The organism is Arthrobacter pigmenti, assembly GCF_011927905.1.
In the GTDB taxonomy this organism is placed as follows: Bacteria; Actinomycetota; Actinomycetes; order Actinomycetales; family Micrococcaceae; genus Arthrobacter_D; species Arthrobacter_D pigmenti.
In genome coordinates this window covers 1,048,187-1,060,853 of the sequence record NZ_JAATJL010000001.1, presented here as the reverse complement: position 1 = coordinate 1,060,853, position 12,667 = coordinate 1,048,187, and the positions used below count along the sequence as shown (strand labels likewise).

Annotated in this window: 13 protein-coding genes and 1 tRNA gene; 5 read left to right on the top strand and 9 right to left on the bottom strand. The window is 63.3% G+C overall.

Features of this window, described 5'->3' with window-relative positions; translation table 11 throughout:
* The first annotated feature begins 33 nt into the window (after positions 1-33).
* The 4 genes from BJ994_RS04875 to BJ994_RS04860 are packed head-to-tail and all read left to right on the top strand — an operon-like array spanning position 34 to position 3,855.
* On the top strand, positions 34-1,236 hold the full coding sequence (locus BJ994_RS04875) for a sensor histidine kinase (protein WP_167992076.1): 1,203 nt from the start codon (positions 34-36) through the stop codon (positions 1,234-1,236).
* A 41-nt stretch (positions 1,237-1,277) separates the two neighbouring features.
* Positions 1,278-1,997 (top strand): LytR/AlgR family response regulator transcription factor, encoded by a 720-nt coding sequence (locus BJ994_RS04870; protein ID WP_167992073.1) that lies wholly within the window; start codon positions 1,278-1,280, stop codon positions 1,995-1,997.
* A 5-nt stretch (positions 1,998-2,002) separates the two neighbouring features.
* A complete protein-coding gene (locus BJ994_RS04865; protein WP_167992070.1) occupies positions 2,003-2,383 on the top strand; it encodes a DUF485 domain-containing protein in 381 nt (126 codons plus the stop codon).
* 11 nt (positions 2,384-2,394) lie between these two features.
* Positions 2,395-3,855, top strand: a complete 1,461-nt coding sequence (locus BJ994_RS04860; protein WP_167995860.1) for a sodium/solute symporter — start codon at positions 2,395-2,397, stop codon at positions 3,853-3,855.
* 18 nt (positions 3,856-3,873) lie between these two features.
* Here BJ994_RS04860 and BJ994_RS04855 read toward each other — a convergent pair whose 3' ends face one another.
* The 6 genes from BJ994_RS04855 to rpsB form a co-directional block, all read right to left on the bottom strand.
* Positions 3,874-4,452 carry a DivIVA domain-containing protein gene (locus BJ994_RS04855; protein WP_167992068.1) on the bottom strand — a complete coding sequence of 193 codons (579 nt, stop codon included), beginning with the start codon at positions 4,450-4,452 and terminating at the stop codon, positions 3,874-3,876.
* A gap of 82 nt (positions 4,453-4,534) precedes the next feature.
* The gene (locus tag BJ994_RS04850; RefSeq protein WP_167992065.1) at positions 4,535-5,530 is read right to left on the bottom strand and encodes a phosphatidate cytidylyltransferase; all 996 of its coding nucleotides are present in this window, start codon (positions 5,528-5,530) and stop codon (positions 4,535-4,537) included.
* Complete coding sequence (gene frr / locus BJ994_RS04845; RefSeq protein ID WP_167992063.1) at positions 5,530-6,087, bottom strand: ribosome recycling factor; 558 nt, start codon at positions 6,085-6,087, stop codon at positions 5,530-5,532. Before frr ends, BJ994_RS04850 begins: the two co-directional genes overlap by 1 nt.
* A 109-nt stretch (positions 6,088-6,196) precedes the next feature.
* The gene (gene pyrH / locus BJ994_RS04840; protein ID WP_167992060.1) at positions 6,197-6,934 is read right to left on the bottom strand and encodes a UMP kinase; all 738 of its coding nucleotides are present in this window, start codon (positions 6,932-6,934) and stop codon (positions 6,197-6,199) included.
* A gap of 162 nt (positions 6,935-7,096) precedes the next feature.
* Positions 7,097-7,933: a translation elongation factor Ts gene (tsf, locus tag BJ994_RS04835; protein WP_167992057.1), complete on the bottom strand. Its 837-nt coding sequence runs from the start codon at positions 7,931-7,933 to the stop codon at positions 7,097-7,099.
* A gap of 115 nt (positions 7,934-8,048) precedes the next feature.
* Positions 8,049-8,960 (bottom strand): 30S ribosomal protein S2, encoded by a 912-nt coding sequence (rpsB, locus tag BJ994_RS04830; protein WP_167992054.1) that lies wholly within the window; start codon positions 8,958-8,960, stop codon positions 8,049-8,051.
* Positions 8,961-9,367: 407 nt separating this feature from the next.
* Between rpsB and BJ994_RS04825 the strand changes: the two genes are divergently transcribed.
* Entirely contained in the window at positions 9,368-9,898 is a 531-nt protein-coding gene (locus BJ994_RS04825) for a M23 family metallopeptidase (RefSeq protein ID WP_342450287.1), read from the top strand.
* Positions 9,899-9,920: 22 nt separating this feature from the next.
* Here BJ994_RS04825 and BJ994_RS04820 read toward each other — a convergent pair whose 3' ends face one another.
* The 3 genes from BJ994_RS04820 to BJ994_RS04810 all read right to left on the bottom strand — a co-directional run bounded on the left by BJ994_RS04820 (position 9,921) and on the right by BJ994_RS04810 (position 12,636).
* Positions 9,921-11,111 carry an acyl-CoA dehydrogenase family protein gene (locus BJ994_RS04820; RefSeq protein WP_167992052.1) on the bottom strand — a complete coding sequence of 397 codons (1,191 nt, stop codon included), beginning with the start codon at positions 11,109-11,111 and terminating at the stop codon, positions 9,921-9,923.
* Positions 11,112-11,292: 181 nt separating this feature from the next.
* Positions 11,293-11,366, bottom strand: a tRNA-Ile gene (locus BJ994_RS04815).
* A gap of 73 nt (positions 11,367-11,439) precedes the next feature.
* Complete coding sequence (locus BJ994_RS04810; protein ID WP_167992049.1) at positions 11,440-12,636, bottom strand: glycosyltransferase; 1,197 nt, start codon at positions 12,634-12,636, stop codon at positions 11,440-11,442.
* Positions 12,637-12,667 lie beyond the last annotated feature (31 nt).

Sequence of the window (12,667 nt, the reverse complement as noted above, 5' to 3'; positions counted from 1 at the left end):
GGGTTCCGGGCCCGGCGGGGCTACCCTTGAGCCATGCTGAGCCCCGCCGTCGACGTCGCGCTGGTGGTCGCCGTCGTCGTGATCACCCTGGCCGTGGTCGCTGTTCTGGGATTCAAGTTCTCCCGCTCTTACCGTGATCTCGGCTCCGATGCTGACCGTGCCACCTACGCAACCCTGCATACGGTTGCCCTGGCCTCGGAGCACCTGCGTGCCGGTCTGACCCCCACCGGCGCCGCCAAGGCAAGCCGGCACCTGCGCGGGCTGTTGCGCTCCGAAGCGCTGCTGATTACCGACACCAATGGAATCCTCGCCTGGGATGGCGCCGGCTCGGCGCCCGAGGACGTTCTGGTCCTTGCCCGGGAGGTGCTGGCAAGCGGGCGCACCCAGATTTTCCGCCAGGCCCGGTTGCGCGACATCACAGCGGGAGCGGGCGGCGGCACGGAACTCAACGACGCCGTCATCGCACCCATTCGGGTGAGCGGCAGGATCGTGGGAACCGTGGGTGTTTTCGGCGCAGCCGTCAATGCAGGGCTTATTCGGGCAACCAACGAGGTTGGCGCCTGGGTGGCCACGCAGGTTGAACTCGCGGAACTGGATTCCTCCCGGACCCAGCTTATGGAAGCCGAAGTCCGTGCACTGCGCGCCCAGATCAGCCCGCACTTCATCTACAACTCACTGAACGCCATCGCCTCGTTCATCAATACTGACCCGGAGCGTGCGCGGGAGCTCGTTGTCGAGTTCGCCGACTTCACGCGTTATTCCTTCCGCCGCCACGGCGACTTCACAACCGTCGCGGAAGAACTGAAATCCATCGACCGCTACCTGCTCCTTGAGCGCGCACGGTTCGGCGACAGGCTGAAGGTGAGCCTGCAGATCGGACCCGAGGTGCTCAGCACCGTGATCCCCTTCCTCAGCCTGCAGCCGCTGGTGGAGAACGCCGTGCGCCACGGGCTTGATTCCCGGGACGGCACCGGCAACATTACGATCACCGCGCACGACGCCGGCGCCTACGCCGAAGTGACCATTGAGGACGACGGCGTGGGGATGGATCCCGAACGCCTGCGGGCCGTGCTCGCAGGTCACCTGGATGGGGTTCATGTAGGCCTGCGGAACGTGGATTCACGCCTGCGCCAGGTCTACGGTGATTCCCACGGACTGGTCATCGACACCGCGCCCGGCGCTGGAACCCTCATCACGCTCCGGATCCCGAAATCCCAACCCGCCCACCAAACCTGACCGATCCCGGACCGACACCTCCAGGAGCGTAATCTGGGACCATGGTCAACGTTGTCATCGTCGATGATGAGCTTCCGGCACTCGCCGAGTTGGGATTTTTGCTCTCGAAGGATGCCCGCATCACAGCAATTCACCGGGCCTCAAGCGGCGCCGAAGCGCTGCGGATCCTCCAGGGCAACCCGATTGACGCCCTGTTCCTGGACATTCACATGCCCTCGCTCTCCGGGCTGGACATCGCACGGGTCATCTCGCGCTTCAGCCGGCCACCCGCCGTCGTTTTCGTCACGGCCGATGAAGACCGTGCGCTCGAGGCCTTCGAGCTTCGCGCGGTCGACTATCTCCTGAAGCCCATTCGCGCGGAGCGGCTTACGGAGTCTGTGCGGCGCATCTGCGAACTCATGGAGGATGGAGCGAGCCCGCCGGAGGTCATTACGGTTGATCAGGGCGGGGTCAGCAAGATGATCCGCCGCGACGAGATCCGCTATGTGCAGGCACAGGGCGACTATGCACGGCTACACACAGCGGAGGCCAGCTACCTGATCCGGATCCCGTTGAACGATCTTGAGCGGCAGTGGGCGGAGGCTGGTTTCCTCCGAACGCACCGCTCGTACCTGGTGGCGATGGATCAGGTCAAACAGGTGCGCCTGGGAACAGGCCGGGCGAGCGTTCTGGTGGGCGACGCCGAACTTCCCGTCAGCAGGAGACACTTGGCCGAGGTCCGGGGGAAGCTTGAAGAAACCCGCCTGAGGCCAGGGCAGTAAGCCTGATGGCAGATCCTGTGCCAAAAGAGGCCCGAGTGCGGGTCACCGCACCCACCACCAGTTCCGACTCCATCACCAGTTATCCCGTAGCCCGCGAGTTGGCTGAGCACTCGGACGTCGGCGAACTTTTTGTGCGCTCGCTGATCCGCTCGCAACTGCGCCTGGCAGTGGTGGTCGCGTCCGGCTTCCTGATCATCCTGGTCGGCATCCCGGTGCTGATCACGGTGTTTCCCATCATCAACACCTGGACAATTGCAACCGTGCCCGTGCCGTGGCTGCTGCTCGGCCTCGGCATCTATCCCCTGGTGATCAGCTGCGGCGCACTCTACGTCCGCAGTGCGGGGCGGATTGAACAGCGCTTCCGGGATTTGGTGGACGATCGATGACCTTCCCGGAACTGAATCCGGTGGTGGGATACGTCTCGCTAGTCCTCGTTGCCTTCTCCACGGTGCTGATCGGCATCTACGGACTGCGGATCTCCCGCACAACCGGCGATTTCTACGTTGCGTCGCGCACGGTACGGCCGTGGTGGAATGCCTCAGCGATCGGCGGTGAATACCTCTCCGCAGCCAGCTTCCTCGGGGTAGCCGGGCTCATCCTGCTCTCGGGCGTCGATGCGCTCTGGTTCCCGATCGGATATACCGCTGGATACCTGATGCTGCTCTTGTTCGTGGCCGCTCCCCTGCGGCGCTCCGGCGCGTACACCATCCCCGACTTCGCCCAGGCCCGCCTGGACTCGCGCAACGTCCGCAGGGTCACCAGCCTGCTCGTGATCGCGGTCGGCTGGCTCTACATCGTGCCCCAGCTCCACGGCGCGGCACTCACGGTGCGCATCACCACCGGCCTGCCGTCCTGGGTGGGCTCCGTCGCCGTCGTCGTTGTGGTCTGTCTGAGCGTTGTGACCGGCGGGATGCGCTCGATCACCTTCGTTCAGGCGTTTCAGTACTGGCTGAAACTGACTGCAATTGCGGTGCCTATTGTCTTCATCCTGATCCAGCTCGCCGGCAGCGGCGAGGCGTTGACCGACGACGGCGCCGTGTTCGATTCCGCGCTCAACGCCACTGCAGGTGCATCCCTCTATCAGAACATTTCCCTGGTGATCGCCCTGCTCTTCGGAACACTCGGGCTGCCGCACGTACTGGTGCGGTTCTACACCAACCCGGATGGACCCTCAGCCCGCCGCACCACGCTGATTGTGCTGGGTCTGCTATCGGTCTTCTACCTTTTCCCCACGCTCTACGGCGTGCTTGGCAGGATCCATACACCGGACCTCGCGGTCCGCGGCGCTGCGGACGCCACAGTCCTGCTGCTGCCAAGCCGGATTTTCGACGGCGCGGCCGGAGACCTCCTCTCCGCTCTCGTAACTGCGGGGGCGTTCGCCGCGTTCCTGTCGACGTCGAGCGGTCTCGTGGTTTCGCTGGCCGGCGTCGTGAGTCAGGACTTCTTCCGCGGCAGTGTGTCCGGCTTCAGGTGGGCGGCAATCATCTCTGCACTCATCCCGCTGGGCTTCGCCCTGCTGACGGACACCCTCGCGCTGGCCGGCAGCGTGAGCATGGTCTTCGCCTTCACAGCATCGACCATCTGCCCTCTTTTGCTCCTTGGCATCTGGTGGCGCGGGTTGACCGACGTCGGAGCGATTGCGGGCATGCTTTCGGGAGCCGTACTGTGCGGCGGGTCGATACTCGCCGCCGCAGGGATGGGATCCGACCGGGCACCGCAGTGGCTCGAGCAGCCGGCCCTCTGGACGGTCCCGTCGGCATTCGCTGTAACCATCGCGGTTTCGTTGCTCACAGCGCGCCGCAAACCCGCCAATGCCTCTCGGGTTCTGGCCCGGCTCCACACCCCCGAGGCCTTGTGAGACGCCCGCTGGTTGTAGTCAGTCGATTGCGGCCATCAGTTGGACCACGCGGTCAAGGAACGCATCAACCTGCGTCTCCTCGTAGCCTTCCTCTCCAACGGCCTCCCGAAATACCGCCCTGCGGACCACGTCAACGCTGAGCGGCATATCGTTTTCGAAGTAGCCGAGCAGTTCGTTGCAGAGCGCATCAACGTCGTCGATGTTGTAGCTGGGCGAGTTCCTGCGCGAAGGACGCCGGAACCGCTCCCCCGGCGGCCGGTGCAGCCTGCTGCGCAGTACAGCGGAAATGCGGCCTATCTGCATCAACCAGGCTTCTTCGCCGTTTGAGTCGATCAGGGCGTCGCGTTCCCGCTGCGCGAAGACATCTTCCAGCCGGTCCAGCGCCGCGTCAACGGCCTGGGGTTCGTAACCTCCCCGCGCGGGATCAAAGGCCATGGTGCGCACGTCCGAACTCGTGATTGGATCGCCGTCGGCGCCGTCGGAGTTGTAGTATGTGCGCGCTTCGGTCAGGAAGCGATCAACCTGCCGGGGGCTATAACCGAAGTCGCGCCGTCCGACGCGGGCGAACGGCGAGCTGCCGTTGCGTGCTCCATCCATGGTTGGGTGTTTCTCTCTTTTCCGTCGCGATGCATGTGTGCCCAGCGCAATCAGCGCGTCAACAGGTGCACATCGGCTTTATCTAAAGGGGTCCCGGTACCAATGTAACGGACAGCAGGAAGGCAACCGGCGAAGCGAAGACGATCGAATCCAACCTGTCCATCACGCCACCGTGCCCCGGGAGGATACTGCTCATGTCCTTCACACCGAGTTCCCGCTTGATCATCGACTCCGCGAGGTCGCCTGCCGTGGCAGCTGCCACAACACCTACCGCGAGCAGGATGCCGACCCACCACGGCCGCTCCAACAGGAAAACCACCGCCAGCACACCGATGAGCATGGCACCGCCCACCGATCCCGCGAAACCTTCCCATGATTTCTTGGGACTGATCCGCGGAGCCATCGGATGCTTACCGAAGAAGGCACCAATCAGATAGCCAAAGGTGTCATTTGCCACCACCAGCAGGAGCAAGGTTGCGACTTTCAGCGAGCCGGAGGGCTCATGGAGCAGCAGCATCGCAAAACTCAGCAGGAACGGTATCCACAACAGCACAAAGGTTCCGGCCATGGCGCTGCGCGCGACGTCGGGTGCCGGATCCAGGCAACGCCACAGCACCAACGCTGTAACGGACACAACGACGGCGTAGGACAGCGCCTCAGGCCCACCAAGGTAGGCGGCGAACGGCATGGCGACAGCGGCCGCCACTGCAGGGACCAGCGGTACGCTTATGTGCCGGACCTCAAGCGCGCGCGCTACTTCCCACACTCCGACCACGCCGAACATGGTTGCCAGCGCGACAAAGGCAATCGGCAGGAACAACATTCCCACCAGCACTGAGATCAGGAGCGCAAGGCCCACTCCGATAGCGGCAGGAAGATTTCGACCGGCGCGCGAGGCTTGCTGCGCTTCCGCCGAGGATGATCGACGGCGGAACAGGCTCCGACGCTCGGTTTCAGCCTTTCGGAGGGCACGTCTGCCGGGCAGGACGCCGGTGGGCGCCGGACCGGCGTGCACCTGTTGTCCAGCGTCAGGCTCAGGTGCACGGCCAGCCTCGGTTGAAGGCTGGGGATCGCTCATCAGACCTCGAGCAACTCGGTTTCCTTGCGCTTGAGCATGTCGTCGATGTTCTCCGTGTGGGACTTCGTCCGGGCGTCGAGATCCTTTTCCGCCCTCGCCCCGTCATCCTCACCGGCGTCGCCGTCCTTGACGGCTTTGTCGATGCCGTCCTTGGCCTTGCGGCGGATGTTGCGGATCTGGATCTTTGCGTCCTCAGCCTTGCCACGCACAAGCTTGACGTATTCCTTGCGCCGTTCCTCGGTCAGCTCCGGAAGGACAACACGGATGATGTTGCCGTCATTCGACGGGTTGGCTCCCAGATCAGAATCCCGCAGCGCCTTCTCGATCTCCGACAGGGCCGAACGGTCGAACGGCGTGATCAGCAGTGTGCGGGCTTCGGGGTTCTGGAACGAAGCGAGCTGCTGCAACGGAGTGGGCGAACCGTAGTAGTTAACGATGACCTTGGCGAACAGTGACGGGTTGGCCCGGCCTGTGCGCACCGTTGCGAAGTCCTCCTTCGCCGCTTCGACCGCGCGGTCCATCCTGTCTGTGGCGTCTGACAAAGTCTCTTCGATCACGATTTCTCCTTTGTTCGAAATCCGCTGCTGTTGAAGCGTCCGATTCAGTTGATAATCCTAGTTCACGCCGGGCGCGCCTACCTGTTCGCGTCACGTGTGGCCGCCGGGCTCAGGCCGTGACTGTTGTTCCAATCCGCTCGCCCATGATCGCACTCGTCACGTTGCCTTCGCCTTCCATGCCGAAGACCACCATTGATAGGTTGTTGTCCTTGCACATGGTCATCGCCGTCTGGTCCATTACCCGGATGTCCTGGCGGAGGGCGTCGTCGTACGAAAGGGAGTCGAGCTTGCGGGCGGTCGGGTCCTTGCGGGGATCCGCCGTGTAGACACCATCCACTCCGCTCTTCGCCATGAGTACGACGTCGGCACGCACCTCAAGCGCGCGCTGGGCGGCCACGGTGTCGGTCGAGAAATAGGGTAGTCCGGCACCGGCACCGAAGATTACTACGCGGTCCTTCTCGAGGTGTCGAATGGCGCGGCGAGGAATGTACGCTTCGGCCACCTGGCCCATGGTGATGGCGCTCTGTACACGCGTTTCAACGCCCGCCTGCTCCAGGAAATCCTGTAGGGCCAGGCAGTTCATCACCGTGCCGAGCATACCCATGTAGTCCGCGCGGGACCGGTCCATGCCGCTCTGGGACAGCTCCGCCCCGCGGAAGAAGTTTCCGCCGCCCACCACAATAGCCACCTCGACCTGTCCGATGGTTGCGGCGATCTGCTTGGCGATGCCCCGCACCATTTCCGGATCCACGCCGAGCTTTCCCCCGCCGAAGACTTCACCCGACAATTTCAGCAGAACGCGCCGCTTCGAAGATTCGCCCTGGGTGGTCGTCTCGTACTCTTCCATGATGCCTCCTGAAGGCTGTGCTGCCTGCGTGTCTGTGTGGGTGTCAGCGTTGGAACTGGGTGGGTAGTGCGAGTGGAGCGGTTTTCCTGCGGACATGATGGAGGGGCGGCCACCGTGGCGACCGCCCCTCCATCATCTCAAACAATGTGCAGCCCGCGAGGGTTACGCACCCACCCGGAATCGAGCGAATTCCTTGGGCTCGGCTCCTGCGTCCTTGAGCACCTGTGCAACGGACTTCTTGGCGTCCTTGGCGAAGGCCTGGTCCACCAGGACTCCCTCCTTGAAGAAGCCGGTGAGGCGACCCTCGACGATCTTCGGCAGTGCAGCTTCAGGCTTGCCTTCGGCGCGTGCGGTCTCATCGGCGATGCGGCGCTCGGTTTCCACGAGTTCGGCAGGGACATCCTCACGGGTGAGGTAGGTCGGCGAGTACGCAGCGATGTGGACGGCGACGTCGTGAGCAGCCTCGGCCGCGCCGTTCCCGCTTCCCTCAACGGCGAAGAGAACGCCGACCTGGGCCGGGAGATCCTTGGACGTCTTGTGCAGGTAGGCATCTACGATGGCACCCTCGACGCGTGCAACGCGGCGGATGTCAACCTTCTCACCAAGCAGGGCACCGGCTTCGATGACGTGCTCCGAAACAGGCTTGCCGTCAACGGTGTGGGCGAGCACGCCTTCAACGTCGGAAGCACCGGAATCGATAGCGGCCGCGAGCACCTTGTTGGCGAACTCAATGAACGGGCCTGCCTTGGCCACGAAGTCCGTCTCGCAGTTGACCTCGACCATGACGCCGACGTTTCCGTCGACCTTCGCGGCAACGAGTCCCTCGGCGGTGGAGCGTCCCTCACGCTTGGTGGCGCCCTTGAGCCCCTTGATGCGGATGAGCTCCATAGCCTTCTCGGCATCGCCGTTGGCCTCGTCCAGAGCCTTCTTCACGTCCATCATTCCGGCGCCGGTCCGCTCGCGGAGGGCCTTGATGTCAGCGGCAGTGTAGTTTGCCATTTGAAACTCCTCAGATGTGGTTTTCTCGTCAAGATTGTTCGCATCATGTGCCGGGCACCTGCCCGGTACAAGCGAAAGGGTGCGGGTTCGCGTCCCGCACCCCGTCAAGCAAGAATTACTTGCTCTCGCTCTTCTCAGCTTCCGCAGCCCCTTCAGCCGCCGGCGCTTCCTCAGCAGCCGGAGCTTCTTCAGTTGCGGGTGCTTCGGTGGCCTGGGCCTCGGCTGCAGGTGCCTCGGCTGCAGGTGCTTCTTCAGCGGTGCTGCCCTCGAGCAGTTCGCGCTCCCACTCAGCAAGGGGCTCTTCGACGGCTGCTGCATCATTGCCTGACGCACGGTTGTTGCGGGCGATGAGGCCCTCGGCAACGGCGTCGGCTACAACGCGGGTCAGGAGGTTGACGGCGCGGATGGCGTCATCATTACCCGGGATCGGGAAATCGACCTCGTCCGGATCGCAGTTGGTGTCCAGGATGGCCACAACCGGGATGTTGAGCTTCTTGGCTTCGTCGATGGCGAGGTGTTCCTTCTTGGTGTCCACAACCCAGATGATGGAGGGAGCCTTGGTGAGGTTGCGGATGCCGCCGAGGTTGTTCTCAAGCTTGGTCAGCTCGCGCTGAAGCAGCAGGAGTTCCTTCTTGGTGTGCCCGGAACCGGCTACGTCCTCGAAGTTGATCTCTTCGAGTTCCTTCATGCGCTGGATACGCTTGGAGACAGTCTGGAAGTTAGTGAGCATACCGCCCAGCCAGCGCTGATTGACGTAGGGCTGCCCAACGCGCATTGCCTGTTCGGCAATGGCTTCCTGTGCCTGCTTCTTGGTTCCGACGAAAAGCACAGTTCCACCGTGTGCAACGGTGGCCTTGATGAATTCGTAGGCGCGGTCGATGTAGGACAGCGACTGCTGCAGGTCAATGATGTAGATTCCGTTGCGCTCGGTGAAGATAAAGCGCTTCATCTTCGGGTTCCAGCGACGGGTCTGGTGACCGAAGTGGACGCCGCTGTCAAGCAGCTGGCGCATGGTAACGACTGGCATGCCGTTCCTTTCTTTGGGCAGCATAGGCATTGCTCTAGGACTGCCGGTTTGACGGTTGATATCCCGCTCAAGGTGCGGGGGTTCCTGGTGCCCGTCAGTCAGGAAAGACCACTCTTCCAACCGGATTGCTCCGGACCGCTGGAAGGATGCTCGCCCGCGTCCATTCCGAACTGCTTTACAGGAGGCTCGGGATGTGCACATGCGAATCGGGGCACGCGTAGTCAGCTTTGCGAATCATGGCACGCCAAAACGCGGAAAACTGCTTCGTCAAGTGTACTACAGCCCTCGGGCAACTATGCCCGGCCGATCTAGCAGTCCTCCTGCACAGGCAGCGGCGTTCGGCTGAATTTGTCCACATACGTAAGCGACGATGAGCCGCTCCGCACCGCAGGAGTCAGACTGAAGGGGTGAGAAACCAGAAGAAGACAACCCGCCACCGCGGAGGCGCGCTCTTTGTCGCTGTCCTGCTCAGCGTTGTCGCTCCGGTACTGCCGGGCCGGGCAGCCCCGAGCCCCGCCGACGCCGCCTGGGATTGGCCGCTGGACGGAACTCCACCCGTGCTGCGCCCCTTCGACCGCCCGCCGGAGCGCTGGATGGCCGGCCACCGCGGCGTGGATCTCGGCGCTTCGGCGGGCAGCCCGGTCGCGAGCCCCGCGGACGGCGTCGTGGTCTTCGTCGGAAAGGTGGTGGACAGACCCGTCATCACCATCGACCACGGCGATGGCCACCTCAGCAGCTTCGAACCGGTGACTGCCCTCCTCGCGGAGGGCACGGTGGTCAGCGCAGGTGATGCCGTGGGACACCTCAGCAGCGAACCGCACTGCCCCCGGGCCTGCGTGCACTGGGGCGTCCGGGAGCACGGCGAGTACGTCAATCCGCTGAATTTCGTCACTGACCGGCGGCCGTCCATCCTGCTTCCGATGACCACCCCGGGCTAGCACCACTGCACACAGGACAGCGCTACAGGAAAGCCGCCATACCCGTGATAGCGCGCCCTGTCACCAGCGAATTGATCTCGTAGGTGCCCTCATATGAGTAGATTGCTTCGGCGTCGGCGAAGATCTTGGCCATCTCATAATCGGTGACAATGCCGTTGCCGCCGAGGATGCTGCGGCCAAGCGCCACGGTCTCCCTCATGCGGGCCGTGGTGAACGCCTTCGCCAGCGCGGACTGCTCGTCCCGGGCGCCGCCGTTGTCCGCCAGTTGTGCGAGCCGAACCATCATTCCGAGCGAGGACACCGTGTTGCCGAGCATTTCCACCAACTGTTGTTGGATGAGCTGAAAGGATGCCAGCGGGCGACCGAACTGTTGGCGTTCCACCGCGTACCGGCGAGCCACATCGAACGCTGCCAGTTGCTGGCCCACTGCCTGCCAGGCCACCGAGAGGCGGGTGATCCGCAGCACCTTGTTAGTGTCCTTGAAGCTGTTGGCACCGGCCAGGTGGAATTCATCTCCGATGCGCAGTCCGTCAAGCACGATATCGGCGTTCTGGACGCTGCGCAGTGCGATCTTGTTCTCTATCTTCGTGGCGCTGTAACCGGGTAGGGAGGTGTCCACCAGGAAGCCTTTGACCTGGTTGTCCGCGACGTCCCGGGCGTAGATGACCACCCAGTTGGAGAACGTCGCATTGCCGATCCAGCGCTTGGCTCCATTGAGGACCCAGCTGTCGCCGTCGCGCTCGGCCGTGGTGCGTGTGCCGCCGGCAACGTCGGAGCCGCCCAGTGGCTCGGTGAGGCCGAAGGCGCCGATCTTCTTCATGGAATAGATGTCCGGAAGCCACGCCTCCTGCTGCTCGGGCGAGGCGAGGGTCTCGATCGACCCTGTGAAGAGTCCGTCATGCACACCCATGAACGTGGCCACCGAGGTGTCCGCCCGCGTGAATTCGGCATGCAGCAAGCCCGCGAACAGATTCGAACAGCCCAGTCTGCGAACCGGGCTCACGATGTCGAGCTCCGCTATCCGCGGGATGAGCTCGTGCGGGAACTCTCCCTCGTTCCACCAGCGGGCGGCATGCGGGCGGACTTCAGTGGCCAACCAGTCCCGGACCTCATGCAGCCGGTCGCGTTCCTTGGAACTGAGCAGCTCCTCGAAGAAGTAGAAGTCACCGTCCGCGTAGGGAAGGTTGTCGGCGTCGATTACGGGTGCACCCATGGACACATTCCTCACTGGCAGTCATTCGGCGCCATAACTGGGCACCCGCGGTCCGCACCCCGTTGGCACGAGCCCGCCTCCAGTAATGTTACCCGCCAGTAACTTGTTCCACCACATCAGTAAACAAGAGAATCCCCGGCTGTGTCAGCCGAGGATTCCCTTGCTCCCTGCGGAAGTGTTGTAGGGCTGGTGGGGCTTGAACCCACGACAAACGGATTATGAGTCCGCTGCTCTAACCGGCTGAGCTACAGCCCCGCAGCGCCGGTGGCACCCGGCGCAGACCCATTCTAGCCATGCCCGCGGTCAGGGTGCAGACAGGACCGGGACGCTATACAGCCTCGCCGGCGTGGAACCGGCCATAGTAGAGATCCTCGAACGTCGCGAGGGTCGCGTTGATGCTGTGCTTCTCCACCATCGACCTGCTCATCTTGCCCATACGCTCGCGCTCAGCCTCCGGCATCGAAATGATCTCGGTGAGGCGGCGGCCAAGCTCAGCGCTGTCATGTGGAGTAAAGAGGTACCCGTTCGAACCGTCCTCCACGAGGTGCGGCAGCGCCATGGCGTTGGCGAGGAGGACCGGCGTTGAGGCGGACATAGCTTCCAGGGTCACAAGCGACTGAAGTTCGGCAGTTCCCGGCTGGCAGAAAACCGTTGCCCGGAGGTACGCCTGGCGCAACTCCTCGTCTGAAATCAAGCCGAGGAACTTCACCCGCCCACTCAGCCCCAGACGTTTTACCTGGGCCTGGAGTGCCGGCTTCACTTCGCCTCCACCAACAATTTCGAGGTGCAGGTTGAATTCAACAGGTGTCCTGGCGACGGCGTCGATCAGGACGTCAACGTGCTTCTCCTCGGCGAGTCTGCCGACGAACAGGACGGTCGGATGATCCGGGCGCTCGAGCTTCTCCCCCGGCCGCGGCTCGTACGCGGAGGCATCAATGCCGTTGGACAGCGGAAGCACCTTGCGCAGGAAAGCGTGCTCATGCATGGCCTTGGCTGCCAACGGGGTGGGAGTGGTTACGACGTTGGCCTTTCCCATCACCTTGCCCATGTCGCGCCATGAGTTCTTGGCGACGATGTTCTTGAACCACTGCGGGAAGGGGAGGAACGGGTTCAGATTCTCGGGCATGAAGTGGTTGGTGGCCACCACCCGGATCCCACGCTTGACCGCCTCATAGAGCGCGTACTCGCCGACCATATAATGGCACTGGATGTGCACGACGTCGGGTTGCACGCGGTCGAACAACATGCTGATCTCCCGCTTGATTTCCCACGGCAGGCAGATGCGCCAGTACTCATGCGTGGGCACCGAGTGCGAGCGCAGGCGATGGACAGCCCACTCGCCTCCGGGCTCCGTGAAGCTCTTGCCGTTGGTGGTGTGCGGAGCGAGAACGTGAACCTTGTGTCCACGCGCCTTCATGCCCTTGGCCAGCCGGTACCCGAACTGGGCTGCACCGTTGATGTGCGGCGGGTAGGTGTCTGCAGCGATGAGGATGGTCAGCGGCGCGTCTGCTGCCGGATCAGTCACGAAGTAGTCCTCGGGTTGGCAACGGTGGTCG